This window comes from Duganella sp. GW821-FHT07G03 (assembly GCF_059418605.1).
This window is the reverse complement of sequence record NZ_JBWKQE010000006.1, coordinates 205,791-231,725: the sequence shown is the minus strand read 5'-3', so window position 1 is coordinate 231,725 and position 25,935 is coordinate 205,791. Positions and strand designations below refer to the sequence as shown.

The 25,935-nt window shown below is 65.9% G+C and carries 20 protein-coding genes and 4 tRNA genes; 8 read left to right on the top strand and 16 right to left on the bottom strand.

Going from position 1 to position 25,935, the window contains the following annotated elements; all coding sequences use genetic code 11:
* Nucleotides 1–2: 2 nt before the first annotated feature.
* The 8 genes from rplK to AC07OK_RS11030 form a co-directional block, all read right to left on the bottom strand.
* Nucleotides 3–434 (bottom strand): 50S ribosomal protein L11, encoded by a 432-nt coding sequence (gene rplK / locus AC07OK_RS11065; protein WP_008444110.1) that lies wholly within the window; start codon nt 432–434, stop codon nt 3–5.
* 122 nt (nt 435–556) lie between these two features.
* A complete protein-coding gene (gene nusG / locus AC07OK_RS11060; RefSeq protein ID WP_026334849.1) occupies nt 557–1,186 on the bottom strand; it encodes a transcription termination/antitermination protein NusG in 630 nt (209 codons plus the stop codon).
* On the bottom strand, nt 1,186–1,569 hold the full coding sequence (secE, locus tag AC07OK_RS11055; protein WP_008444107.1) for a preprotein translocase subunit SecE: 384 nt from the start codon (nt 1,567–1,569) through the stop codon (nt 1,186–1,188). The genes nusG and secE overlap by 1 nt, the downstream gene beginning before the upstream one ends.
* 36 nt (nt 1,570–1,605) lie before the next feature.
* Nucleotides 1,606–1,681: transfer RNA gene (locus AC07OK_RS11050), tRNA-Trp, on the bottom strand.
* Between the two features lie 66 nt (nt 1,682–1,747).
* Nucleotides 1,748–2,938, bottom strand: a complete 1,191-nt coding sequence (gene tuf, locus AC07OK_RS11045; protein WP_020704295.1) for an elongation factor Tu — start codon at nt 2,936–2,938, stop codon at nt 1,748–1,750.
* Between the two features lie 119 nt (nt 2,939–3,057).
* Nucleotides 3,058–3,132 (bottom strand) — tRNA-Thr (locus AC07OK_RS11040).
* 30 nt (nt 3,133–3,162) lie between these two features.
* Nucleotides 3,163–3,236 (bottom strand) — tRNA-Gly (locus AC07OK_RS11035).
* A 69-nt stretch (nt 3,237–3,305) separates the two neighbouring features.
* A tRNA-Tyr gene (locus tag AC07OK_RS11030) sits at nt 3,306–3,389 on the bottom strand.
* Nucleotides 3,390–3,597: 208 nt separating this feature from the next.
* Between AC07OK_RS11030 and AC07OK_RS11025 the strand changes: the two genes are divergently transcribed.
* Complete coding sequence (locus tag AC07OK_RS11025; RefSeq protein ID WP_494690350.1) at nt 3,598–6,870, top strand: bifunctional diguanylate cyclase/phosphodiesterase; 3,273 nt, start codon at nt 3,598–3,600, stop codon at nt 6,868–6,870.
* Here AC07OK_RS11025 and AC07OK_RS11020 read toward each other — a convergent pair.
* Nucleotides 6,857–8,386: an HDOD domain-containing protein gene (locus AC07OK_RS11020; protein ID WP_494690349.1), complete on the bottom strand. Its 1,530-nt coding sequence runs from the start codon at nt 8,384–8,386 to the stop codon at nt 6,857–6,859. The two genes, AC07OK_RS11025 and AC07OK_RS11020, sit on opposite strands and share 14 nt — an antisense overlap.
* A 51-nt stretch (nt 8,387–8,437) precedes the next feature.
* Nucleotides 8,438–10,021 carry a DUF3369 domain-containing protein gene (locus AC07OK_RS11015; RefSeq protein WP_494690348.1) on the bottom strand — a complete coding sequence of 528 codons (1,584 nt, stop codon included), beginning with the start codon at nt 10,019–10,021 and terminating at the stop codon, nt 8,438–8,440.
* A gap of 239 nt (nt 10,022–10,260) precedes the next feature.
* Here AC07OK_RS11015 and AC07OK_RS11010 point away from each other — a divergent pair, with 239 nt between their 5' ends.
* Together AC07OK_RS11010 and AC07OK_RS11005 are read left to right on the top strand one after the other, a co-directional pair.
* Nucleotides 10,261–10,740: a chemotaxis protein CheW gene (locus tag AC07OK_RS11010; RefSeq protein ID WP_494690347.1), complete on the top strand. Its 480-nt coding sequence runs from the start codon at nt 10,261–10,263 to the stop codon at nt 10,738–10,740.
* A 22-nt stretch (nt 10,741–10,762) separates the two neighbouring features.
* Nucleotides 10,763–12,502, top strand: coding sequence for a methyl-accepting chemotaxis protein (locus tag AC07OK_RS11005; RefSeq protein WP_494690346.1), 1,740 nt, complete (start codon nt 10,763–10,765; stop codon nt 12,500–12,502).
* 6 nt (nt 12,503–12,508) lie between these two features.
* Here AC07OK_RS11005 and AC07OK_RS11000 read toward each other — a convergent pair whose 3' ends face one another.
* The gene (locus tag AC07OK_RS11000; RefSeq protein WP_494690345.1) at nt 12,509–13,516 is read right to left on the bottom strand and encodes a J domain-containing protein; all 1,008 of its coding nucleotides are present in this window, start codon (nt 13,514–13,516) and stop codon (nt 12,509–12,511) included.
* Between the two features lie 123 nt (nt 13,517–13,639).
* Complete coding sequence (locus AC07OK_RS10995) at nt 13,640–14,791, bottom strand: class I SAM-dependent methyltransferase (protein WP_494690344.1); 1,152 nt, start codon at nt 14,789–14,791, stop codon at nt 13,640–13,642.
* A 68-nt stretch (nt 14,792–14,859) separates the two neighbouring features.
* Between AC07OK_RS10995 and AC07OK_RS10990 the strand changes: the two genes are divergently transcribed.
* From AC07OK_RS10990 to ttcA, 3 genes are read left to right on the top strand one after another with little or no spacing between them, the layout of a single operon-like run.
* Nucleotides 14,860–15,639 carry an SDR family oxidoreductase gene (locus AC07OK_RS10990; RefSeq protein WP_494690343.1) on the top strand — a complete coding sequence of 260 codons (780 nt, stop codon included), beginning with the start codon at nt 14,860–14,862 and terminating at the stop codon, nt 15,637–15,639.
* 24 nt (nt 15,640–15,663) lie between these two features.
* Nucleotides 15,664–16,062, top strand: a complete 399-nt coding sequence (locus AC07OK_RS10985; protein WP_217943547.1) for a dihydroneopterin aldolase — start codon at nt 15,664–15,666, stop codon at nt 16,060–16,062.
* On the top strand, nt 16,059–16,985 hold the full coding sequence (gene ttcA / locus AC07OK_RS10980; RefSeq protein ID WP_494690342.1) for a tRNA 2-thiocytidine(32) synthetase TtcA: 927 nt from the start codon (nt 16,059–16,061) through the stop codon (nt 16,983–16,985). Before AC07OK_RS10985 ends, ttcA begins: the two co-directional genes overlap by 4 nt.
* Before the next feature lie 20 nt (nt 16,986–17,005).
* On the opposite strand, the gene AC07OK_RS10975 is transcribed toward ttcA, so the two are convergent.
* The 3 genes from AC07OK_RS10975 to AC07OK_RS10965 form a co-directional block, all read right to left on the bottom strand.
* Nucleotides 17,006–18,775, bottom strand: coding sequence for a M14 family metallopeptidase (locus AC07OK_RS10975; RefSeq protein WP_494690341.1), 1,770 nt, complete (start codon nt 18,773–18,775; stop codon nt 17,006–17,008).
* Nucleotides 18,776–18,868: 93 nt separating this feature from the next.
* Entirely contained in the window at nt 18,869–20,479 is a 1,611-nt protein-coding gene (locus tag AC07OK_RS10970; RefSeq protein WP_494690340.1) for a S41 family peptidase, read from the bottom strand.
* Between the two features lie 59 nt (nt 20,480–20,538).
* Entirely contained in the window at nt 20,539–21,450 is a 912-nt protein-coding gene (locus tag AC07OK_RS10965; RefSeq protein WP_494690339.1) for a LysR family transcriptional regulator, read from the bottom strand.
* Between the two features lie 103 nt (nt 21,451–21,553).
* Between AC07OK_RS10965 and AC07OK_RS10960 the strand changes: the two genes are divergently transcribed.
* Nucleotides 21,554–22,777, top strand: coding sequence for an MFS transporter (locus AC07OK_RS10960; RefSeq protein ID WP_494690338.1), 1,224 nt, complete (start codon nt 21,554–21,556; stop codon nt 22,775–22,777).
* A 111-nt stretch (nt 22,778–22,888) separates the two neighbouring features.
* Nucleotides 22,889–23,149, top strand: a complete 261-nt coding sequence (locus AC07OK_RS10955) for a hypothetical protein (protein WP_494690337.1) — start codon at nt 22,889–22,891, stop codon at nt 23,147–23,149.
* On the opposite strand, the gene AC07OK_RS10950 is transcribed toward AC07OK_RS10955, so the two are convergent.
* Nucleotides 23,146–25,848: a TonB-dependent receptor plug domain-containing protein gene (locus AC07OK_RS10950; protein ID WP_494690336.1), complete on the bottom strand. Its 2,703-nt coding sequence runs from the start codon at nt 25,846–25,848 to the stop codon at nt 23,146–23,148. The genes AC07OK_RS10955 and AC07OK_RS10950 overlap by 4 nt on opposite strands.
* Nucleotides 25,849–25,935 lie beyond the last annotated feature (87 nt).

Genomic DNA, 25,935 nt, shown 5'->3' with positions numbered 1-25,935 from the left:
GATTACAGACCTTCCACCGTGATGCCCATCGAACGTGCGGAACCAGCGATGGTGCGTACAGCAGCATCCAGGTCGGCAGCGGTCAGATCAGGGGTTTTCAATTTAGCGATTTCTTCAGCTTGAGCGCGGGTCAGCTTACCGACTTTGTCGGTATGTGGTTTCGGCGAACCTTTGACAACACCCGAGTGCTTCTTGATCAGGAAGGTTGCTGGAGGCGTCTTCATCACGAAGGTGAAGGACTTGTCGGCGAACGCGGTGATCACGACTGGAATCGGCATGCCTGGTTCCATACCTTGGGTCTGCGCGTTGAACGCCTTGCAGAATTCCATGATGTTCAGACCGCGTTGACCCAGAGCTGGACCGATCGGTGGGGATGGGTTTGCTTTACCAGCTGGTACTTGCAGCTTGATAAAACCAATGATTTTCTTTGCCATGATGGCTCCTATCTTGGATATGAGTAGTAGCGCCCCACCATGCGCAGTTGCAGGGCGGGGCTCCTCTTTGCCAGATGCGCTTGGGTTTTAACACCGTCGCCCGTTCTGGCGAACGGTGCTGCTTATACTTTTTCGACCTGGCCGAACTCAAGTTCCACCGGAGTAGCGCGGCCGAAGATGGTGACCGACACGCGTACTTTGGATTTCTCGTAGTTGACTTCTTCGACGTTGCCGTTGAAGTCGGTGAACGGGCCGTCCTTGATGCGGACTTGCTCGCCCACTTCGTACAGCACTTTCGGCCGTGGCTTCTCGACACCCTCTTGCATCTGCTGCATGATCTTGTCGATCTCGCGCGCTGGAATCGGGGTCGGCTTGTTCGATTTGCCCCCGATGAAGCCGGTTACCTTGTTGGTGTTTTTCACCAAGTGCCAGGTTTCGTCGGTCATTTCCATCTCAACCAGGACGTAGCCTGGGAAGAAACGACGCTCGGTGACGGACTTCTGACCGTTCTTGACTTCGACGACTTCTTCGGTCGGCACCAGGATCTGGCCGAACTGGTCCTGCATGCCGGCGCGCTCTACACGCTCCGTCAACGCACGCTGGACGCTTTTTTCCATGCCGGAATACGCATGTACAACGTACCAGCGCTTGTTGCTTACTGGCACGCTGATTGGCGCTGCGACAGCTTCCTGTGCCGGAACTTCGCCCGACACCGGTTCGCCGGCCGCCTCATCTTGCACATTTTCGTTCATTATTTTCGTATACCCAGAATGACGTCGTACAACAGGAACTCAAGTGTCTTATCCGTGCCCCACAGGAACAGCGCCATCACCAGCACGAAGGCAAACACGATGCCCGTGATCTGGGTAGCTTCGCGACGAGTAGGCCAGACGACCTTTTTCGTTTCGCGCACGGCTTCTTTGGCGAAATTCAGGAATTCACGGCCAGTCGTCGAGGTCCACAAGAGCAGAACGGCAAAAGCCAAACCAGCTACAAGTGCGCCTGCGCGTACGAGAGCTGGTTTGTCTGACAGGTAATAAAACCCGACCACACCTGCGATTGCCACGGCTATTGCCAGAGCAACCTTAATCTTGTCATTCGACGTGCTAACGGTCTGCACGGATTGATTTGACATTTATATTTACTTTCGGTGCCCTGCACCTGAAAACGGTGGCAGGGACGGAGGGCATCGAACCCCCAACCTTCGGTTTTGGAGACCGACGCTCTGCCAATTGAGCTACGTCCCTACGTAAAACTACAAAGGATATCGATTATACCACCAGAGACGCCCCTGGTGGTACGACCAGTATTCCTTAAGCGATGATCTTCGCTACTACACCTGCACCAACGGTACGGCCACCTTCGCGGATTGCGAAGCGCAGACCTTCTTCCATCGCGATCGGGTTGATCAGCTTGACGGTGATCGACACGTTATCGCCTGGCATAACCATTTCTTTGTCCGCTGGCAGTTCGATCGAACCGGTCACGTCAGTCGTACGGAAGTAGAACTGTGGACGATAGTTGTTGAAGAACGGCGTATGACGGCCGCCTTCGTCTTTCGACAGAACATAGATCTCGCCGGTGAAGTGGTTGTGCGGCTTGATCGAGCCTGGCTTGGCCAGAACCTGACCACGCTGTACGTCTTCACGCTTGGTGCCGCGCAGCAGCAGACCGACGTTGTCGCCAGCCATACCCTGGTCCAGCAGCTTGCGGAACATTTCCACGCCGGTGCAGATGGTCTTGACGGTGTCGGTGATACCGACGATTTCGATCTCTTCGCCGACCTTGATGATGCCGCGCTCGATACGACCGGTCACAACGGTACCGCGACCCGAGATCGAGAACACGTCTTCCACTGGCATCAGGAAGGCGCCGTCCACTGCGCGCTCTGGCGTAGGGATGTAGCTGTCCAGTGCGTCGGCCAGGGCCATGATGGCTACTTCACCCAGAGGACCGGTGTCGCCGTCCAGCGCTTTACGTGCCGAACCTTTGATGATAGGCAGGTCGTCGCCTGGGAATTCGTACTTCGACAACAACTCGCGAACTTCCATTTCAACCAGTTCCAGCAGCTCTTCGTCGTCAACCAGATCGCACTTGTTCAGGAACACGACGATGTATGGAACGCCAACTTGACGGGCCAGCAGGATGTGCTCGCGGGTCTGTGGCATTGGGCCGTCGGCTGCGGAGCAAACCAGGATCGCGCCGTCCATCTGCGCGGCACCGGTAATCATGTTTTTGATATAGTCGGCGTGGCCTGGGCAGTCAACGTGAGCGTAGTGACGGGTAGCGGTTTCGTATTCGACGTGCGCGGTGTTGATGGTGATGCCGCGTGCTTTTTCTTCTGGAGCAGCATCGATCTGGTCGTATGCTTTAGCTTCGCCGCCGAATTTCTTCGACAGAACAGTAGCGATCGCAGCGGTCAGGGTGGTCTTGCCGTGGTCGACGTGGCCGATGGTGCCGACGTTAACGTGCGGCTTGGTCCGCTCGAATTTCTCTTTTGCCATTTTAGACTCCTAACGATTTGGTGTGATTGCCTGGGCTCGTGCCCGACTGTCTTGATAGTGCTGCGTATATATTTATATGCTGCCGATTTACTGCAGATGCTGCGGGATACTGCGAATTCTGGTGCCCTTTACGTGGATTGAACACGTGGCCTCTCCCTTACCAAGGGAGTGCTCTACCACTGAGCTAAAAGGGCTTATGGGGTACTACTGCATTGCAACAATACTGGAGCGGGTGAAGGGAATCGAACCCTCGTCGTAAGCTTGGAAGGCTTCTGCTCTACCATTGAGCTACACCCGCGAGGATTGTTCAATTCTTCTTCATCTACTTGCCGCATCTACTTGCATACCCAGTCTTTTTGCAAAAACTTGGTGGAGGGGGCTGGATTCGAACCAGCGTACTCGAAAGAACAGATTTACAGTCTGTCGCCTTTAACCACTCGGCCACCCCTCCGCGAGGAACCGCAGAGTATGAAGCAACTTCTTTGACCTGTCAACCCCGCATCGCGCTTTTTGCTACTGCCTATTCGCGCCATGCAGATGAACCGTCTGCTTCGGGGCGAGATTTTAACTGCACCAACTGTAAATGTGCAAGTGTTGTTTTTACGTTCAACGAATTCCTATACAATCGGCCCACGATACTGAGACCTGGAGCCCCGCAGTTGAACAACCGTAGCGGTAGTTTGCGCAGCCTGGTGCTGGCCAATGTGGGCCTGTTGGCCTGTTACTTCGTCGCCGGCCGTCTGGGCCTGCTGTTGGCGCTGCCGCCCGGCTACGCCTCGCCCATCTTCCTGCCTGCCGGCCTGGCGCTGGCCTGTTGCGTGCTCGGCGGCGCCGGCCTGCTGCCGGCCGTGGCGCTGGGCTCGCTGACGGTCAACCTGATCTATCCCTTCCTCAGCCCCGGCGGCATCGGCGCCACCGCGCTAGCCGGCGCCTGCTTCGCGGCGCTGGGCGCCGCGCTGCAAGCCTGGGCCGGCAGCGCGCTGTTCCGCCGCTACATCGACCCCGCCATCGGCTCCGGCCGCGACGTGGTGCGCTTCATCCTGCTGGCGGCCGGCGTCACCGTCATCAGCAGCAGCGTCTCGCTGACCGGCATGGCCCTGCTCGGCATCCTGCGCTGGGACACCCTGATCCTCGACTGGCTGGCCTGGTGGATGGGCGACACCATCGGCATCCTGCTGGCGGCGCCGCTGACCTGGATCGTCATCGGCCGCCCGCACGCGCTGTGGTCGCGCCGCCGCCTGCTGGTCGGCCTGCCGCTGCTACTGTCGGCGGCGGCCTTCATCGCCATCTACCTGCAGGCCGACCGCTGGGAGAACAACCAGCAGCTGCAAGCGTTCCGCCTCAAGGCGCAGCAGACCGGCGACCTGTTGCAGGCGCAGTTCAGCGAGCACGAACGCTTCATCTACGCCATGGCCAAGGCCCTCAACGACCCGCGCCGCACGCTCAGCGCCGAAGACTTCGGCAACCTGGCGCACGGCTACCTGGACCAGCGCCCCGAGCTGCTGTCGATGGCCTGGCTGACGCCGGTGGCCGGCGACGAGCGCGCCGCCTTCGAAACCCGGGGCCGCGCCCAGATCGCGCCGGGCTTCGAAATCCGCCAGCGCAACGCCGACGGCGCCCTGGTCGCCGCCGCGCCGCGCCAGCGCTACTTCGTCGCCACCTACATCGAGCCGGCGGAAAGCCGGGTCTACCAGGGGCTGGACTTCCTGTCCGATCCGCAGCGCCGCACCGCGCTGGAGCGCGCCACCCAGTCCGGCCAGCCGACCGCCACCGCGCCGCTGCAACTGATCCGCACGCAGGCCAGCTCCGGCTTGCTATTGCTGCAAACTGTCTACCCCAACAACAACCGCCACCAGGCCATCGGCTCGCTGCTGATCTCGATGCAGTTCGACGCCTACCTGGACCAGGCGCTCAAGCGTTCCGAGTTCGGCCACTTCCTGATGCGCTTCGAGGACATGGACGACGACGGCCCGCGCCACGTGGTGCGCGACAGCCTGCAACGGGCGCCGGCGGCGGGCGACTTCCAGCGCCAGCTGCACTTCGGCGGCCGCATCTACGAGCTGACCCTGGCGCCGACCGCGGCCTACCTGCAACAGCAGCGCGGCTGGCAAAGCTGGACCGTGCTGACCTGCGGCCTGCTGCTGACCGGCCTGCTCGGCACCCTGATGATGCTGATCAGCGGCGAGCGCGCGCGCATCCAGGCCCAGGTCAAGGACAGCACCGCGCGCCTGCGCGAACGCGAGGCGCGCCTGCAGGCCATCCTCAACAAGGCGGCCGACGCCATCCTCACCATCGACGGCGACGGCCTGCTGATGTCGGCCAACGCCGCCGCCGGCCGCCTGTTCGGCTACGCGCCGGAGAACATGACCAAGCTGCCGCTGGACCGCCTGATCCCGGTCGGCGTCGGCGACGCCGCCGGCCTCGACGCGGCCGGCCTGCTGCGCATGATCGCCTGCGGCGTCACCCACGAATACGAGCTGACCGGCTGGCGCAGCGACGGCAACGAATTCCCGCTGGCGATGTCGGTGAGCGAAGTGGAGCTGCCCGACGAGCACCTGTTCGTCGCCATCCTGCACGACCTGACCGCGCAGCAGTTGGCGCAGGAGCGCATCCACCGCCTGGCCCACCACGACACCCTGACCGGCCTCGACAACCGGCTGTCGCTGAACCTGCGGCTGGACCAGCTGCTGGCCCAGACCCGCCGCGGCGGCGGCGCGGCGGCGGTGCTGTTCATCGACCTCGACCACTTCAAGAAGATCAACGACACCCACGGCCACCAGACCGGCGACCTGCTGCTGGTGGCCGTGGCCCAGCGCCTGCAGGAGCTGCTGCGCGAAGTCGACACCATCGCCCGCCTCGGCGGCGACGAGTTCATCGTCGTCACCTCCGGCAGCGTGACGCCGGACGAGGCCTCCAACATCGCGGTGCGCATCGTCGAATCGCTGGGCGCGCCCTACCACCTGCAGGGCAAGACGGTGCACAGCGGCGCCAGCGTCGGCGTCGCCATGTTCCCGTCCGACGGCGAGGACGGCAGCACCCTGCTGCGCCACGCCGACACCGCCATGTACGCCGCCAAGAGCCAGGGCCGCGGCAACTTCCAGTTCTTCTCGGCCGAGATGAACAGCGCCACCCACGAGCGCCTGATGCTGGAGAACCGCCTGTGGCAGGCGCTGGAGCAAAACGAATTCGAGCTGTACCTGCAACCGCAGGTCGAGCTGGCGTCCGGCCGCATCATCGGCGCCGAGGCGCTGCTGCGCTGGCACCATCCCGAGCTGGGCATGGTGGGGCCGGACCGCTTCATCCCGATCGCCGAGGAATCGGGCCTGATCCTGCCGCTAGGCGACTGGGTGCTGCAGCGCGCCAGCGGCCTGCTGGCCTCCTGGCGCGCGCCGGGGCTGGCGCACCTGCGGCTGGCGGTCAACCTGTCGGCGCGCCAGTGCCACGGCGCCGGCCTGCTGCCGCAGCTGGACCGGCTGATCGACGCCCACGGCATCGACCCGGCCCTGCTGGAGCTGGAGATCACCGAATCGGCGGCGATGCAGGACCCGGAACGCAGCCGCGCGCTGCTGATCGAATTGCGTTCGCGCGGCTTCAAGGTGGCGATCGACGATTTCGGCACCGGCTATTCCTCGCTGAGCTACCTGAAGCTGTTCGAGATCGACCGCATCAAGATCGACCGCGGCTTCGTCAAGGATATCGAGAGCGATCCGAACGACGCCGTGATCGTCGCCGCCACCATCGCGCTGGCCCACTCGCTGGGCCTGGGCGTGGTGGCCGAGGGCGTCGAGACCCAGGCCCAGCGCGACTTCCTCAGCGCCAAGCAGTGCGACGAGGCGCAGGGCTATCTGTTCGCGCGGCCGATGCCGGTGGCGCAGTTCGAGGCCATGGTGCGCAGTGTCAGCCTGGACGAGGTCGACCTCAGCCCGGCGTGAGCGCCACCAGCACCTGGCCCTTGAGGGCGCGGATCAGCGAGGTCTCGTCGGGCGGCACGCCCTCCGGCGCCGGCAGCGCGCGGTCGGCGTAGAACAGCCCCAGCTGGATGGAGTTGACCACCAGCGGCAGCACGATGAAGCTGCGGGCGTCGGGCAGCAGGCGGCGGTGCCATTCCGGCAGCAGCGCGCGGATCTTGGGCGCGCTGGCGTCGGCGATCATCAGGTCGGCGTTGTTCTGCATCGCCAGGTGGAACAGGTCGTCGCCGGCGGCGCTGGGGAAGACGAAGCCGGCCTGGCGCTCGGCATGCAGCTCGCCGAACGCCACCCGCGCCCGGTACTGGCCGCTGCGCACATCCTTCAGGCACACGGTGGCGAAGCGGAAGCCCATGCCGCGGTACAGCGTCTCGAGCACCGCCTGGATGATGTCGTTGACCTTGCCGTGGCCGCCGGCGCGCATCTGCGTCACCTCCTGCACCCCGGCCAGCAACTGCTCGCGGGCGTTGTGCGGCTTGCCGCTCAGGTGGTTGCCCTGCGGCGCCTCGCCCGCGCCCATGGTGGCCTGCGCCAGCACGCTGGGCAGACCGGGGGCGCCGTCGTCGGGATCGGCGTGCGCGCCCATTTGCAGACTCTCCAGCAGGCCGTCCATGTCGCGCGACACGGTGTTAAACAGCTGCGTCAAGCGCTCCCGGTCCAGATTGAGCGCGGCGCCGTAGCGCTGCTCCAGCGCCTTGCCCTCGGCGCTGTCGACGCCCAGGCGGCGCGACAGCAGGCGCGCCGTCTCCATGCTGAACGCCACCACCTGCCGCATCCACTCCTGGCGGCTGGCGGCCGGCTTGCAGGCGCCCGGCGGCAGCGGCGCCAGCGAACGTACGATCACGTCCGGGATCTTCCACTCGTTGAGGATGGCGGCCGACAGGCTGTCGTAGCTGCAGCCCAGCACCTGCAGCGCGGCCTGCGCCTGGGTCAGCTTGCCGGCCGCCGTCAGCAGGCCGATCTCGCGGAACAGCCCGTGCTCGTGCGAAGCCACCACCAGCGCGCCGATGTTCTTGAACAGCGCGCCGATGGCCGCCTCCTCGGCGCCCTGGTAGATGCTCAGGCGCGCCATCTCGCGCCCCACCAGGCTGGCGCACAGCGCCGCCTCCAGCTCGATGCGCACACTGTGCGCGTGGCGGCTGTTGGCCAGCGTGTCGACCAGCAGCATGGCCATCGCCGTGGTCTTGACGTTGTCGAAGCCGAGCAGGGAAATCGCGCGCGAGATGGTGGTGACGGCGGTGCCGCCGGCGGCGCGGTAGGTCGGCGTGTTGGCCAGCCGCAGCACCTTCTGCGTCAGCGCCACGTCCGACAGCACGTAGTAGGCCAGGTTTTGCGTGCCCTGGTCGTCGGAATCGGCCATCTGCACCACCCGCGCCACCGACGCGCCCAGCGCGAACATGCCCTCGTCGCCGCTGAGCTTTTTCAGCAGCGCACCGCGCACGGGGCGCAGTTCGCTGTCTGACGGGAGCGGGGTCGATGGCATGGCATGTCCTGGCGTGGTGCTGAGCGGCTGAGCGCCCGCGGCGGGCGCAGCCTAGTCCGGCGTGTGGCCGATGGTCGGATCGCGCTCGATCAGGTCCAGCAGCGCGGCCACCACCTCGGGATCGAACTGCAGGCCGGAACGGTCGGTGATATAGGTCATCACCTCGGTGTGCGGCCACGGATCCTTGTACGGACGCTCGTGCAGCAGCGAGTCGAACACGTCGACCACGGCGACGATGCGGGCGGAGATCGGGATATCCTTGCCGGCCAGCTGGTTCGGATAGCCGTTGCCGTCGTAGTGCTCGTGGTGGCCGCCGGCGATCTCGGCGCCGTAGGTCAGGTAGCTGACGCCGTCGACCATGCTGGCGGCGCGTTCCAGGATGCTGCGGCCGACCGCCGCGTGGGTCTGCATCTCGGCCCGCTCTTCCGCCGTGTGGATGCCCGGCTTGAGCAGGATGTGGTCCGGCGTGGCGACCTTGCCGACGTCGTGCAGGATGCTGGCCAGGCCTATCATGTCGAGCAGTTGCGGCGTCAGTTGGTCGGCATAGGTGCCGCGCGCGGCCAGCCGCTGGGCCAGCGACGTCGACAGCAGCTGCACCCGCCGCACATGGCCGCCGGTGCCGCTGTCGCGGAACTCGGCCAGGTCGGCCAGCGCCACCACGGTCGCCTCCTGCGCCTTGCGCAGCTGGCCGAACATGTACAGGTTGTCGAAGGCGGCGGCGATGCGCTGGCAGAACACCTCCAGCAGGTCGCGCTGGATCTGCGCCAGCGGCCACGGCGGCGTGACCGAGATCGCCACTTCGCGGTTTTCCTGCGTGTGGATGAACAACACATTGGCCGGATGGTCGAACTGGCTTTTCTTTTCGGCGAAGGCCTTGGCGATGGTCGGCCACAGCGGATGGGTGGTCGGCATCAGCTCCGATTCGCTCAGCGCGGCGTAGCCGCCGGTGGCCGCCACCACCGTGGTGACGCCGGTGTCGCCCTGCATCAGGCACAGCACGCCGTCGGCGCCGACGTCGAGGATGGCGCTGACCTGGTTCAGCACGCCGGAGGCGAATTCGCGCAGCGAGTGGATCTGGTACAGATTGGTGGCGCCGGCCAGGATCTTGCCCAGGCCGATGCGGCTGCGCTCGAGCATGTTCAGGCTTTCATACGCGCGCAGCGCCGAGATCACCGTGGTGAACAGCTTCTGCGTGGTCAGCTCGGTCTTGGCCTTGTAGTCGTTGATGTCGTATTCGATGATCACGCGCTGCTCGGGCGCCTGGCCCGGCTGGCCGGTGCGCAGCACCACCCGCACGATGGCGTTGTGCAGCTCCTCGCGGATGCGGCGCGCCAGCAGCAGGCCGGCGTCGTCGGTCTCCATCACCACGTCCAGCAGCACCAGCGCGATGTCCGGCGTGTCGCGCAGGAAGTCGTAGGCTTCGCGGCCGCTGTAGGCGGAGAACAGTTCCAGCTCGCGGCCCTTGAAGGAGACGTTGCGCAGCGCCAGCCGCGTGACCGCGTGGACATCGACGTCGTCGTCGACGATCAGCACCCGCCACAGGCGCTGGTCCGGCGATCCCGTGCCGTCAACCGGCGCTGGCTCCTCGTCTTCCTGGATCAGCCAGTTGTCGTCCGCGGCGTTCGAATCTGTCATCACATCTCCTGGGGCTGGGCCCGTGGCTGTCTTGGTCCTAGCATAATCAGATTCCCCCCCTGTGACAACCCCCTTCGAAATTGATAGCAACAGGCGTGCGTTTTTCGCCCATGCGGGGCTTTTCCGCGCTCGTCATCGCGCTCCGACTCTGATACGCTAGCGCCGTCATTGTAAGGATTGCGGCGCGCGCGCCGACCAAGGCGTAGCGCGGTCAGATCAATATTTCAAGGACCATAATCATGCAAGAAAACGCATCGGACATCGCCGGCAGGGAGTTCCTCGCCTTCACCCTGGGCGCCGAGGAATACGGCATCGACATCCTCAAGGTGCAGGAGATCCGCGGCTACGAGGTGGTCACCCGCATCGCCAACGCGCCGGAGTTCATCAAGGGCGTGATCAACCTGCGCGGCATCATCATCCCGGTGGTCGACATGCGCATCAAGTTCAAGCTGGGCGAGCCGGTCTACGACCAGTTCACGGTGGTCATCATCCTCAACATCGGCGGCCGGGTGGTCGGCATGGTGGTCGATTCGGTGTCGGACGTCACCACCCTCACGCCCGACCAGCTCAAGCCGGCGCCGGAGATGGGCACCGCCTTCAATTCCGACTACATCATCGGCCTGGGCACCCTCGACGAACGCATGCTGATCCTGGTCGATATCGACAAGCTGATGTCGAGCGCCGAGATGGGCCTGACCGACGTCGTCGCCGCCAACTGACCCTTTCAAGACGGAACCCCCAATGAACCTGACCGACTATAAAATCAAGACCCGCCTGGGCGCCGGCTTCGGCCTGGTGCTGCTGCTGATGCTGATCATGATCGTCACCGCCATCGGCCGCTTCGGCGCGGTCGGCCAGAGCGCCAAGGGCATCGTCGAACGCGACTGGCCGAGCGCCTCGGCCGCCGCCACCATCGACGCCGCCGCGCGCGAGGATGCGCGCCGCGTGCTGGCCCTGTTCGTCATCAGCGACAAGGCGCAGCGCGCCAAGAGCTACGAACGGATAGACCAGGACAAGAAAACCATCGACGCCGCGCTGGCCGCGCTGGGCCAGTTGACCGAAACGCCCGCCGAGAAGGCGCTGCTGGCCAAGATCCAGGCGGCGCGCGTGAGCTACAACACCTCCTTCCTGAAGGTGGCCGACCTGGTCGAGGCGGACGAGCGCGACAAGGCCGCCGAGCTGATGAACCGCGAAACCTTCCCGCTGCTCGACACGCTCGAAGAGCTGACCGGCGCCATGGTCAAGCAGCAGCGGGACGACATCGAGGACGGCGGCAAGGTCGCCACCGGCCACATCGATTTTTCCCGCACCATGATGATCGCGCTGGGGGTGGTGGCGCTGATCGTCTCGGGCGCGCTGGCGGTGTGGATCACGGCCTCGATCACCGGTCCGCTGGAGGCGGCGGTGGCGATCGCCAAATCGGTGGCGGCCGGCGACCTGAGCACCCGCATCGCGGTGCGCGCCAGCGACGAAACCGGCGAGCTGCTCGACGCGCTGCAGCACATGAACACCAGCCTGGCGCGCACCGTGCACGAGGTGCGGCGCAGCACCGCCACCATCAACCAGGCCTCGGGCGATATCGCCAGCGGCAATATGGACCTGTCGGGCCGCACCGAATCGCAGGCCAGCTCGCTGGAAGAAACCGCCAGCACCATGGAGGAGCTGACCTCCACCGTCAAGCAGAACGCCGACAACGCCCGCCAGGCCAACCAGCTGGTGATCTCGGCGTCGTCGGTGGCCACGCGCGGCGGCCAGCTGGTGGCCCAGGTGGTCGACACCATGGGCTCGATCAAGGCCAGCTCCAGCAAGATCGTCGACATCATCGGCGTGATCGACGGCATCGCCTTCCAGACCAATATCCTGGCCCTCAACGCCGCCGTCGAAGCGGCGCGCGCCGGCGAACAGGGCCGCGGTTTCGCGGTGGTGGCGTCGGAAGTGCGCAGCCTGGCGCAGCGCTCGGCCACGGCGGCCAAGGAAATCAAGGTGCTGATCGACGATTCGGTGGAAAAGGTCGACGGCGGCAGCGCCGTGGTCGACGAGGCCGGCCAGACCATGGGCCTGATCGTCACCTCGGTGCAGCAGGTGGCCGACATCATGGCCGAGATCACCTCGGCCAGCCAGGAGCAGAGCATGGGCATCGAGCAGGTCAACGAGGCCATTTCGCAGATGGACGAGATGACGCAGCAGAACGCCGGCCTGGTCGAGCAGGCCGCCGCCGCCGCGCAAAGCATGCAGAACGAGGCGGCCACGCTGTCGGCCTCGGTGAGCGTGTTCAAGCTCGACGACAGCTATGCGGCGGCGGCGCCGGCCGCGGCGTCCCGTCCGGCCGTGGCCCGTACGCCCGCCCCGGGCGGCGCGCCCCGGCTGGCGCCCAGCCAGACCGCCGCCGTCAAGCCGGCCGCCAAGCCCGCGGCCAAGCCGGCCGCGAAGCCAGCGGCCAAGCCCAAGGCGGACATGAATTCGGAGTGGGAAGAGTTTTAAGAACGCTTAATTGCTGACCGGCGGCGCGGTGCTGGCCGCCGCCGTGCGGCTGGCCGCCGTGCAGCCGCTCTGGTTGGCGCCCACATCCAGGTTCTGGTAGCGGATCTCGTACTTGCCGTTGGCGAGCTTGTCGACCACCAGCTTGTCGTGCGCCTGCACGTAGGCGTAGCGCACGTTCGAGCGGCGCTCGGTATCGTAGATCTTGATGAACACCGCCGAGGCGTTGCCCGCGTTGTCGAGCGTCAGCTGCATGTCGTCGCCGCGGTTGGCGACCGGGAAGCCGCTCATGTAGCCGGACTGCGTCGGCCAGGGCTCGCCGTTGGGCGCCACCAGGGTCTGGGTCTCGCTGTCGCAATCGGCGCTCGCATTCGGCAGTATCACCTGCGACAGCGCCTGCACCTTGATCGGCGCCGGCCGGCTGCTGTTCGCTTCCGGATAATAAGGCTGGGTGCTGGCCCAGGCCTCGCGCATCTCGGCCTTGGGATCGCGCGCAGCGGCGTGGGGTTGCCCGCGCCCGCCGCCGTTGTCGGCCTTGCCGCCCCAGGCCGCCGCCAGCGCGGACGACAGCAGCTGCGGTTCGGACATCATGGCCACCCCGCCCACCCAGCCCACCACCAGGCTGGCCGCCAGCCCGCCCCACCATTTCCAGGCGGCGGGGCGCCTTGCGCGCGGCGTGTCGTCCACCGCCTCCGGGCTCCAGGGCCGGTCCGGCGCGTCGTGGCGATGCTTGTCGCCCCGATGGCCATGACCGTCCTCGTGGCGGGTGCTCTCGAGCCACTCGATCTCCCACTCCTCGGCCGCGATCCATTCGTCGTGTTCCTTGCGGCGCTGGGCGTCGGACAAGGTGTCGTAGGCGCTATTGAGGATGGCCATGATGCGCGCAGCCTTCTCCTCGCCCGGATTTTTGTCCGGGTGGTATTTTTGACTGAGCGCCTTGTAGGCGGCACGTATGACTTCCTGAGGCGCCATGCGCGACACCTTCAGGTTGTCATAGTGAGTGTGTATCTTTGCCATCGTTCCAATAATTGTCCGGCGAGCCCGCGTCATTCATCATAGCCGATCTGGCGCGCCGCGACTCAGCGGCTCAGCGATCAAGCAAGCTTGGCCATTGCTGTTTTGACCACTATAACATTTAATCTACAGGCGGTGGCTGCGGTCCTGGGCGGCTATGGCGTCCGGCAAGGCGACGTTCTTGCCGATCACCAGCACCTTGAACAATTCCCCCATCTCGGCCGGCGACAACAGCTTTTGCAAGGCCTTGGCCTGCGGCAGATAGCGCAGCGCGTCGGCCGGATCGGTGCGCAGCAGCAGCTCGCCGGCGCCGGCGCCGATCAGGAAGCCGGCCTGGTTCAGGTAGGCCAGCACCTCGGCGCCGGCCTCCTGCGCCGCCAGCGCCATCGCCGTGAAGTCGACGTGGGCGGTGATGTCCTGCAGGCCCGGATAGTAGAACGGGTCCGGGTGCGCGTGGTGGCGGTAGTGGCACATCAGGGTGCCGGTGGCGCGCTGGCCAAGGTAGTACTCGTGCGCCGGGAAGCCGTAGTCGAACAGGAAGGCGGCGTTGGCGCGGCCGTTGCGCAGCATGCGCGCCAGCGTGGCCATGAAGCCGCAGGCCACGCCGTGCACCTCGGTCACGTAGCCGACCGGCAGGCTGTCGTGCTGCTGGATTTGCAGGTCGATCTGCGCCTGCAGCTCGGCGCCGGCCGGCGTTTCGAGATAATCGAAGCGGCCGTCGCGCACCGTCACCTGCAATTCCTGCCAGCCCTGCGGGTGCTTGGTGACCAGGTGGACCGGCATCGCATCGAGCACCTCGTTGCCGACCACCACGCCGTCGAAGGCGTCGGGGAATTCATCGAGCCACTGCACGTTGGGGAAGTCGCGCAGCTTTTCCTGCTGGCGCGCGCGCAGCTCGCCGGACAGCTCGACGATGAAATAACGCTCGATCGCCCCCCCGGCGACGGCCATCTCGGTCAGGATGTCGAAGGCCAGCTTGCCGGTGCCGGCGCCGAATTCGAGGATCTGCGGCGCGCTTTGGGCGATAATAGCGGCGGCGGCCTGCGCCACCGCCGCGCCGAACAGCGGCGTGAGTTCGGGCGCGGTTGTAAAATCGCCATCTTTGCCTAGTTTGGCGGAGCCGCCGCTGTAGTAGCCCAGATCGGGGGCGTACAGCGCCAGTTCCATATAGCGGGCGAAGGAGATGGCACCGTCGTTGCGCGCGATTTCGGCGGCGATCAGGTGCGACAGGGCGTGGGACGCGGCCAGCGCGTCACTGGAAGGTACGGGTAGGGACATAACCGGCATTGTAGCGAATCGGCGCGCCGGGCCGCCAGAAACGAATTCACACGTTGACGAAATTGACCATGACAGCAAAGCACAATCCATCCGCGGCGCCCGTGGCGCTCGTGACCGGCGCGGGCCGCCGCATCGGCCGCGCCATCGCGCTTGGCCTGGCGCGCGCCGGCTGGGACGTGGCGGTGCACTACCGCGCGTCGCAGGCCGAGGCGCAGGAGGTGGTGGCCGCGATCGAGGCGCTGGGCCGGCGCGCCGTCGCCCTGCCCTGCGACCTGGCCGACGAAGCGGCCGTGCGCGCGCTGCTGCCGCGGGCGGTGGCCGCGCTGGGCGCGCTGCGCTGCGTGGTCAACAACGCCTCGCTGTTCGAGTACGACAGCGCCGCCGACTTCAGCGCCGCCCGGCTGGAGGCCCACATGCGCGCCAACGTCGCCGCGCCGGTGATCCTGGCGCAGGCGCTGCGCGCGGCCCTCGCCGAGGGCGAACAGGGGGTGGTGATCAACCTGCTCGACCAAAAACTGTACAATCTCAATCCTGATTTTTTGTCGTACACCCTGTCCAAGGCGGCGCTGCATGCCGCCACCACGATGCTGGCGCAGCAGCTGGCGCCGGCGGTGCGGGTGGTCGGCATCGCGCCCGGCATCACGATGGTGTCCGGCGACCAGACCGAAGCCGGCTTCGCCCACGCGCACCGGCAAACCCCGCTGGGCCGCTCCAGCACCCCGGAAGATATCGCCGACAGCGTGGTCTACGCTGCCACGGCGCGCGCGCTGACCGGCACCACCCTGCTGGTCGACGGCGGCCAGCATTTGGTGCCGCTGCCGCGCGACGTGATGTTTTTGGCTAAATGAATACAATCGAAAAAAGGTAATCCTATGCTGTCCGCCCTGATCCACCCGCAACTGAACGACTGCCGCCGCCTGTTCCTGCGCAATTACGAAGTGCTGATCAACATCGGCGTCTATGAGTTCGAGAAAAAGGGCGAGCAGCGCTTGCTGATCAACGTCGACCTGTACATCCCGCTGGCCGTCTCGACCCCGGTCAAGGACCAGCTGGAGGAAGTGGTGGACTACGACTTCATGCGCGACTCCATCGCCAAGCTGATGGCGCGCGGCCACGTCCACCTGCAAGAGAGCCTGTGCGACGACATCGTCAGCGCCATGCTGGAACACCCGCGCGTGCGCGCGGCCCGCGTATCGACCATGAAGCCGGACGTCTATCCGGACTGCGAAGGCGTGGGCGTGGAAGTCTTCAAGATCAAGGAATCCGTATGAACGCAGTACTCGACAACGTAGCGGCCGCACCAAGCGGCAAATCGGCCGAGAAGATCGCGCTGGAAAACAACAAGCTGCACAAGCGCCTGTGCCGCCTGGTCGGCCAGGCCATCGGCGATTTCAACATGATCGAGGACGGCGACAAGGTCATGGTCTGCCTGTCCGGCGGCAAGGACAGCTACGCGCTGCTCGACATCCTGATGACGCTGCGCGAACGGGCGCCGATCAACTTCGAGCTCATCGCCGTCAACCTGGACCAGAAGCAGCCCAACTTCCCCGACCACATCCTGCCGGCCTACCTGAAGCAGCTGGGCATCCCCTTCCACATCGAGAACCAGGACACCTACAGCATCGTCAAGCGCCTGATCCCGGAAGGCAAGACCACCTGCTCGCTGTGCTCGCGCCTGCGCCGCGGCATCCTGTACCGCGTGGCCGATGAACTGGGCTGCAACAAGATCGCGCTGGGCCACCACCGCGACGACATCCTCGAGACCTTCTTCCTGAATATGTTCTTCGGCGGGAAGCTCAAGGGCATGCCGGCCAAGCTGGTGTCGGACGACGGCAAGCACATGGTGATCCGCCCGATGGCCTACGTGAAGGAAGAAGACAGCGAGCGCTATGCCGCCGTCAAAGGCTTCCCCATCATCCCGTGCGACCTGTGCGGCTCGCAGGAGAACCTGCAGCGCAAGCAGATCAAGGGCCTGATGCGCGAATGGGAAAAGAAATTCCCCGGCCGCGTCGAGAGCATCTTCTCGTCGCTGTCGACGGTGGTGCCGTCGCACCTGATGGACCGCGACCTGTTCGGCTTCAAGGACATCAAGGCCGACGGCCAGGCCAATCCGCTGGGCGACATCGCCTTCGACGAGGAACCGTGTTCGACGCCGACCACGGTGCCCGGCATCATCCCGCTGCAACAGGGCTGAACGACAGCCCCCCCCGCCGGCTAGTACTTCAGCGCCGTGCGCATCACCGGATACAGGTTGTAGCGCTCATCCCACGATGCGTGGCGGCGCGCGAAGAACTCCAGGCGCTTGGCCTGGCTCTTGTTGAACTCCGCGTCGCTGTCGAGTTTTTTCTGGAACTCGGCGCGCAGCGCCGGATCGGCTTCCAGCTGGCCGCGCGCCACGTCTTCCGCCACGTACTCCTCCATGTACTCCTTGCGCTCGAAGGCGTTGTTGAATTCGCCCCAGGCCAGCAGCGAATCGGCGCCGCGCGGCTCCAGCATCGTCATCACCAGGCGCGCCTTCGGCTGCGCGATCGGCACGAACAGCGCGCCCTTGGCCACGCTGCGGCGCTCGCGTCCCCAGTCGCCTTCCACCGCCAGCGATTGACGGCCCTCGAACGACTGCGCGCCGAACTTGGTCTTGGTGGCGCGGAAGGTCTCCACTTCGGCCGACATCAGGTCAGCCGTCACCACCTTGAAGGCGATGCCGTGCTGTTTCAGCTTGGCGCCGACGCGGGCCGCATCGGCCAGCGGCACCAGGTAGCCGCCCTTGGGCGCGGCGATCTTCAGGTCCGGCACCACTTCGTCGCGCAGCGGCAGGGTCCACATCTGCGGCTTGCTCTCGTCGTAGTGCGTCATCAGGCCGCCCGACACTTCCGAATAGCTGCGCGTGTACTCGTAGCCGGGGAACTCGATGGTCTTGGCGTTGAAGGTGGTGCGGTAGCTGATCGGGAAATCGGCGCCGGCCATGGCGGCGGCGCGCAGGTCGGCGTCCTGCGTCATCTTCTGCCATTGCTTGCCGTGGGCGGCGACCTGCGACAGCAGCGAGACGATGGTGTTGCGGGTGATGCGCACGCGGGTCGGGTAGTCCTTCCACGAATGGGTTTCGACCAGCATGGCGAAGCGGTTACGCATCGGGAAGTAGCCGGTCGAGAAGCGCGCCGTCGACATGCTGTCGACGAAGCCGGAGCTCGGATCGTCGTCGGCCGCGAACGAGATGTAGTAAGGCTTGGGATCGGAGCCCTGCGCCTTCAGGTCGGCCATCACCGCCGTTTGCAACGCCAGGCCGGCCCGCTTCAGCTCCTCGTCGCCGCCGTGCACCGGCTCGACCTGGATCGAGACGTCGGGCTGGAACTTGGCGCCGTCGGTGACGTGCAGGTCGACGTAGGCCAGCGGGTCCCAGGCGTTCACCAGCGCCAGCATGGCCTGCATTTCCGGCGCGTCGGCTTTGACGTAGTCGCGGTTCAGGTTGTAGTTCTGCGCCGTGGTGCGCCAGCCCATTTCCACCGGGCCGCGCTGGTTGGGACGGTTCCATTTGCCGAAGCGCTCGTGGCCGTCGACGTTGAACACCGGGACGAACAGCAGCACCTGCTGGTCCAGCGCGCCCGGCGCGGCCTTGTTCTCCAGCGCTTCGCGCAGCGCCAGGAAGCCGGCGTCCTTGCCGTCGATTTCGCCGGCGTGGATGCCGCCCTGCACCAGCAGCACCGGCACGCCGCGCTTCTTCGCCTGCTCGGCGCTCAGGGCGCCGGTGCGCGAGACGGCCAGCGCCAGCATCGCCCGGCCTTCCGGCGTGCGGCCGAATTCAAAGCAGCGCACCTGTTTCGGATACGCCTTCTGGAAGCGCGCGCACAGGTCGGCCACTTCGTCATAGCGGCCGGTGTTCTGGAAGCCGGAGCGTTCGGCGACGGTGCTCAGGGAGGTGGCGGCGGGTGCGGCGGCGGCCAGCGTGGAGGTGGCGGCAAAGGCAAGCAGAATGGCGGAACGTATCATGGACAAGCTTCCAGCAAAGGTTGAATGGCCGGTATCCGGCGGGAGCGGCCCGCCGGCACCGGATGCGCGGGAAATTATAGTCGGCTTTGCGTGTCAGCGATCGCGGATCGAGATTTCCTTCACCGGCGGCCGCACCAGCTGCATGGTGTCCGGCGCGGCGCCGGCCTGCATGCGGTTGGACCGCGACGCGGGCGGACAGGCGCCGTTGGCTTGGCGGCTGAGCGCCGCCGCCAGCATGCCCTCGGCCGGGTCGCCCAGCGCGTGCGTCAAATCGTCGCCGGCGCGGCAGGTCGGCGCGAAGCCGTCGGCGTAGTCGCCGAAGCCCTTGTTGTTCACGCCCTGGTACTCGATCGAGAAATAGGTGGTGCCGCAATTGGGCGCCGGGATGAACGCATACGGCTTGCCGCAGGTTTCGCCGCCCACCAGCGTGACCTCGACGTCGATCCCGCGCAGGCTGTTGATGACGGACTCGCTGGCGGAACAGGTGCCGGGCGTGGTCAGGATGGTGACGCGCTTCAGGCCCAGGTAAGGCAGCGGCGTGCCCGGCAGGATCTGGTCCGCCGACCGGAAGCCGCGCCCGCTGTCGATGAATTTCGACGGCGCGTCCTGCTTGGTCTTGTCGTTGGCGCGCAGCTGTTCGAACGTCTTGCCGGCGGTCTGCCCCGGCCCGGCAATCATGTAGGCCAGCTCGTTGGCGATGTCCAGCAAGCCGCCGCCGTTGTAGCGCATGTCCAGTATCAGGCCGGCCACGCCGGCGGTCTTGAAGGAGCCGAAGGCCTTCGCCAACTGGCCTTCCGCCACCGCGTTGTGCTCGTTGAACTGCAGGTAGCCGACCTTGCCGGCGGCGGTGTCGAGCAGCTTGACGTTTTGCACCGGCGGCGCGGCCACCTTCTGCGACGTCATGGTGACCGCGAGCTCGACGCCGTCGCGGCTCAGCACCATGCGGTGGGTTTCGCCAGCCTTGGCGGGGAACAGGCCGGCGTTGAGCGCGGCCAGGCCGGCCGTGCTGGTGTCGACGATGGCGACATCGTCGACCGAGACCAGCATGTCGCCGCGCCGCAGGCCGGCCAGGGCGGCCGGGGAATCCGGCGCCACCATCGTCAGTGTCCACACGCGCCGGGCGGAAGAACTGGTGTTGCGCAGCCAGGTCAGGCCGTAGCCCAACTCGACGCCGGCGTCCGACAAGGCCCGCCAGGCGTCGGTCGGATAGGTGAAGTGGAAGCGGTCCTTGGGCCGGCCGGACGCGGTGATCACCGGTGTTTTCAGGTCCGCGAAGTAATCGACCGCGCTCTTGTAGTTTTCCAATTTAAGGTTGGCCGGAATTTCCTTGTACCAGAGGTAGCTGGTGTCTTGGAAGGAGCGCAGCCATTTCAACTCGTCCATCCGCGTGCCCTGCACCTCGTACGAGGAGCCTGGGCGCGGCTTCTCGCAGTGCGAAGCCAGCACGAACCAGTCGCCCGTGTAGTCTATGCCCGGAGGCGTGACAGGTGGAGTGACGGGCGGAGTGACCGGTGGGGTCACTGGCGGGGTCACCGGCGGCGTAACGGGAGGGGTGACCGGCGGGATATCGGGCAGCGTCACCGGCGGTACGACCGGTACGACCGGAACATCCGGGGTGGCCGGCGTTGGTGGCGCGTCGCCGCCGCAGCCGCTCAACACGGGCAGCGCCAGCACAACCGCAAAGGCAAGAGGAGCGATTTTCATCGAGAAATTATAATCCGCAAAAAGCCAAACCATAGCTAGTTGGCAATATTTCTTACAATTTAAGCCTGCAGGTCGGGATCGGCCCGGAATACGCCGGCGATCCAGTCCGCGAACACCCTCAGGCGCGGCGACGCCATGCGGCCCTGCGGGTACAGCAGCGAGATCGGCATCGGCGTCGGCGGCGTCGCGGCCAGCACCTCGACCAGCGCGCCGCTGGCCAGGTGCTGGCGCACCTGGTAGCGCGCCGCCTGGATCACGCCCATGCCCTGCAAGGCACAGATGATGTAGGCGTCGGGATCGTTGACCGCGATCGCGCTGGGCACCTCCACCGTCACCACGCCGCCGTCGACCAGATAGTCCCAGTCGAAGGGACGGCCGGTGCGGCCGGAAAAATGCGTCACGCCGCGATGCGCGCGCAAATCGGCCGGCGCTCCCGGCACGCCATGCGCGGCCAGGTAGGACGGCGCGGCGCAGGTCAGGAAGGCCATGCTGCCCAGGCGCCGCCCCACCAGGGCCGAATCCTGCAGCTCGCCCACCCGCAGCGAGCAGTCCAGGCCTTCCTGCGTCAAGTCCGTCAGGCGCTCGTTCAGGCTGATGACCAGCTCAAGGTCCGGATACTCGCGGCAAAAAGCGGGAATGTGCGGCATCACCACATTGCGGCCGACGGCACCCGGCAGCTCCACCCGCAGCCGGCCCTGCGGCTTGCTGCGGCCGTGGCCGCGAAACGCGCCCTCCGCGTCCTCCACCGCCTGCAGGATCTCCAGGCACTTCTGGAAGTAGTCGGCGCCGTCGGGCGTGAGCGACAGGCGGCGCGTGGTCCGCTGCAGCAGCTGCACGCCGAGGAAGGCTTCCAGGTTTTTCAGCGTCGCCGTCAGCGCGGCGCGCGGCAGGTCCAGCGTTTCGGCGGCCTTGGTGAAGCTGTTGGCCTCGACGATCCGCACAAAGGTCTGCATGGCCTTCAGTCTGTCCATGATTGTTCACATAATATGAAAAGTATAGGTGCATTATGCCCTGATTATCTTTGCCCGGTTTTTGTCTAGACTCTGACCATCCCCACTTACCCACGGAGTCCGCATGAACCATCCCGCACAAGACGACATCAGCCCCGGCATGGTGCTGCTGCTGGCCGCCGCGACCGGCCTGATCGTCGCCAACCTGTACTACGCGCAAACCCTGGTCGGCCCGATCAGCGCCGCCACCGGGCTGTCGCCGCAGGCGGCCGGCCTGATCGTCACGCTGACGCAGATCGGCTACACCCTCGGCCTGCTGTTCGTGGTGCCGCTGGGCGACTTGCTGGAGAACCGCCGCCTGATCGTCACCGGCCTGCTGTTCACCGCCGCCATGCTGGTGCTGGCCGCGTTCAGCACCAGCGCCTGGATGTTCCTGAGCGCCGCGCTGGGCATCGGCCTGGGCTCGGTGGCGGCGCAGATCATCGTGCCGTTCGCCGCCCATCTGTCGAAAGAGGAAACGCGCGGCCACACGGTCGGCAAGGTGGTCAGCGGCCTGCTGCTGGGGATCATGCTGGCCCGTCCCGCCGCCAGCCTGATCGCCGACGCCAGCAACTGGCACGTGGTGTTCGGCGGCGCCGCCGTGGTGGTGCTGGCGGTGGCGCTGGTGCTGCGCGCCAAGCTGCCGCTGCGCGCGCCGGCCGCGAAGATCGCCTATCCGGCGCTGATGGCGTCACTGTGGCACCTGTTCCTGCGCACGCCGCTGCTGCGCCGCCGCGCCGCCTATCACGCCGGCCTGTTCGGTTCCTTCAGCCTGTTCTGGACCGTCACCCCGCTGATGCTGGCCGGCCCGCAGTTCCACCTGTCGCAGACCGGCATCGCGGTGTTCGCGCTGGTCGGCATGGCGGGCGCGCTGGCCTCGCCGATCGCCGGTCGCCTGGCCGACGCCGGCCACACGCTGATGGCCACCGCCGCCGCGCTGGCGCTGGGCGTGATCGGTTTTGCGTTGCCGCTGCTGGCGCCGCAGGTTCCGGCGTTGCGCAACCTGGCGCTGGCGATCCTGGTGATCGCGTCGATCGTGCTGGACATGGGCGTGGCGGCCAACCTGGTGCTGGGCCAGCGCGCCATCTTCACGCTGGGTGCGGAAGTGCGCAGCCGCCTGAACGGCGTGTACTTCGCGCTGTTCTTCGCCGGCGGCGCGCTCGGTTCGGCGCTGGGCGGCTGGATGTACGCCACCCACGGCTGGCACGCGGCGCTGTTGACCGGCATGGCCTTCCCCGGCCTGGCGCTGCTGTACTGGCTGACCGAGTATGCCGGCCACGCTTCGGCGCGCAGCAAGGCCGTGGCTTAGGACCTGAGCCGGGCCCTGGCCCGAATGCGACATATGATGGCTTCTCAGCGCAAGTCAGGCCACGCGGCGGCTGGCAAGATGGAGTCCTCATCAACCACAGGAGATTGCATCATGCGCGCACAGGACATACTGCCGGACCACGTCAACACCGGAGAATTCAACGGCGTCACCGTCAGGAAGGGCACCGTCGGCGCCTTCCTGGCCAATGCCCGTATCTTGCAGGCGGAGGACAGCACGGAACAGGCCCGCGCCGAGGCACGGGCCGACATCATCGACGCGGTGCCGGCGATGGCGGCACTAGGCGTCTTCGACGTCTTCGAGATCAGCGATGCGGTGCTGCGCGAGCTGGTCGCGCGGCACCGGCCTGCTTAGGATCCGAAGTGGTAATTCAGCTCGACCCAGCCCTGGCGGCCGGTCGGGCTGTAGTTACCCACTGTGTAGTACGGCCAGCCGCCGCTGGTGTCGGGCTTGACCTTGTTGAACAGGTTGTTGACCGCCACCGACACCGTGGTGCGCCGGTTCAGCTGATAGACGACGCTGGCGTTGGCCAGGGTGGTCGGCGACAGGAAGGCCGTGCCGGCAGCGTTGGGCACCTTGCCGTAGCGCTGCAGAAACAAGGTGTTCGACCAGTCGCCCAGGTTCCACGTCAGGCTGGCATTGAGCTTGTCGCGCCAGTCGGAGTTGCCCAGGTCTTCGCGGTCGTCCTTCAGTTCATCGCCGGAGAACTGGCGCGATTTGGCGCTCAGCGTCTTCGAGTAGTTGGCCTTGGAAATCCACACGCCGTACGCCTGCGTGCGCAACACGTGCTTGGCGCTGACGTCGATCCCGCTGACGCTGGTCGATGCGGCGTTGATCGGGTTGACGTGGATTTCCTTGATCTCGCCCGGCTTGTTCAGCGCCGTCAGCGGATTGCGGACGATGCGGGCGATGGCGTCGGCGCAGGTCGGCGAAGTCAGATCGCCGCCGATGCGGCAATCCGCTTCGTCGCGCAGCAGCTTGTCGGCGCTCAGGTTGGTGACCAGGTCCTCGATCTTGATGTTCCAGTAGTCCAGCGACACATCGAAGCTGGCGCTCGGCGACCACACCGCGCCCAGTCCCGACGAACGGCCTTTTTCCGAGCGCAGGTCCTTGCTGCCGGCCTGCACGTAGTTCGCGCCCGGCGAGATGTTGGCGAACTCGCAGGTGTCGAGCGGCTGGCCGGCCTTGGCGCAGCGGTAGTAGTCGGTGCTCGACGAATAGTAGCCGGTGCCGCGCGCCTTGTAGATGTAGTTCATGTCCGGCGCGCGGAAGCTGGTGGCGTGGTTCGCGCGCAGCAGCAGTTGCGCGGCGGGGCGCCATTCCAGGCCGGCGTTGTAGGCCAGCTTGCCGTCGCTGACGCCGGCGAAGCTGTAGCGGTCATAGCGGGCGGCCACGGTCGCATCGAGTGTCGCCAGCAGCGGCAAGTTCGCCTCCACGCCCATCGCATAGCGCTTGCGGGTGCCTGCCGTCACGTCGGACGGCGTCACCGAATTGAAGTAGCCCTGGTTGATGCGCGGGTCCGGCGTGTTCGAGAAGCCCTGCTTGCCCAGTTCCGCCACCGTCGCCAGCTTGACCGGACCGGCCGGCAGCTTGAACGCCTCGCCGTTGGCGCTGACGCTGACGGTGTTGGTCCATGACTTGTCGTTGCCGACCGAAGTGCCGGTGACGCTGTCGAATTCCGCCGGCGTCAGGCGCTTGCTCAGGCGCGCAGGGTCCGGCGCGTAGATCGGCACGCCGTCCGCGTCCACGCCCAGTTTGGGGCCGAGGAAGAAGCTGTCGATGTTGGCCAGCGCGCGCGGCGTGTGGCTCTCGCTCTTGTACAGCGAGGCCGTGTAGCCGGCCTCGTACTGCCAGCTGGTGCCGGGGATCGCGCCCTTGGCGCCGAACGACAGCGACGCGGCCTGGTCGTCCCAGCTGCGGTTGTAGCGCTGCACGCCGCCGATTTCCTCCGGCGAGATGTAGCGGTTCCAGGCTTCGTTGGCCTTGGTGTTCTGGTTCCAGAAATAGGTGTCGGCGGTCGCCACCGAGGTCCACGACGGGCCGCGCGTGTTGTTGGCGCTGCGGTTCTGGCCATACAGCGCCTCGGCGAACAAGGTGGTGGTCGGCGACAGCTCGTAGTTGGCGCTGCCGAACAGGTTCTGGCTGCTGTTCTTGGTCTGCGTGGTCCAATAGGTCGGTCCCACTTTCGGGCTGGCGCAGTAGCTGCCCGCCTTGGCCGTGTACTTGACGGTGCTGCCGCCAAACAGGTCGCCGAGCTGGGCGCAGGTGTCGCCCGGATCGATGTACTTGCCGGTGTCGACGTTCTTGCGCCACAGCAGAGGAGTCGGCGCCACGCCCACCTTGGCGCTCATGAAGTCGCGCTCGCGGCTCCACAGCGGATCGCGCTCCAGGAATTCCGCGCTGAACAGCGCATTGAGCTTGCCGTAGCTGTCTCCGCCGGTCAGCTGCAGGCGCTGGTCGCCGCCGCCGCCACGCGTGGTGCCGCCGGCCTTGAGGTTGACGTCCAGGCCGGTGGCCCGTTTCTTCAGGATGATGTTGACCACGCCCGCGATGGCGTCCGAGCCGTAGACGGCCGAGGCGCCGCCGCTGAGGATCTCGATGCGGTCCACCACGCTCGACGGGATGTTGGCCAGGTTGGTGAAGTTGACCGTGCCTTCGTAGGCGATCGGGAAGTCCGCCAGGCGGCGGCCGTTGAGCAGCACCAGCGTGTGATTGGGTCCGAGGCCGCGCAGGCTGATGGTGTTGGCCGACGGCGTGAAGGTGTTGCCGTAGTCGGCGCCTTGCGTGAAGCCGCTGTTCTGGGTCAGGTTGCTGAGCGCATCGAAGACGTTCTTGTAGCCTTGCTTGGTGATGTCCTCGCCGGTGATGACGGTGACGGCGGAAGGTCCTTCCAGGCTGGCGCGCGGAATGCGCGAGCCGGTGACGACGACGGCAGGCGGCGCGGCGGTGACCGCGCCCGCCTCCTGCGCTTGCGCCAGCGCAGGGCCGGCAGCGCCGCACAGCAGCGCGATAGCGCCCGCCGCCAGCGGCTTCAATTCAAATTTTGTCTTCATTGAGGTGATCCGGGGTGAGAAAGGGATGCCACCTTATCAAGCCACGCACCAAAGCTGAACGAATGATTTCCTGCTTGCTTATGCATT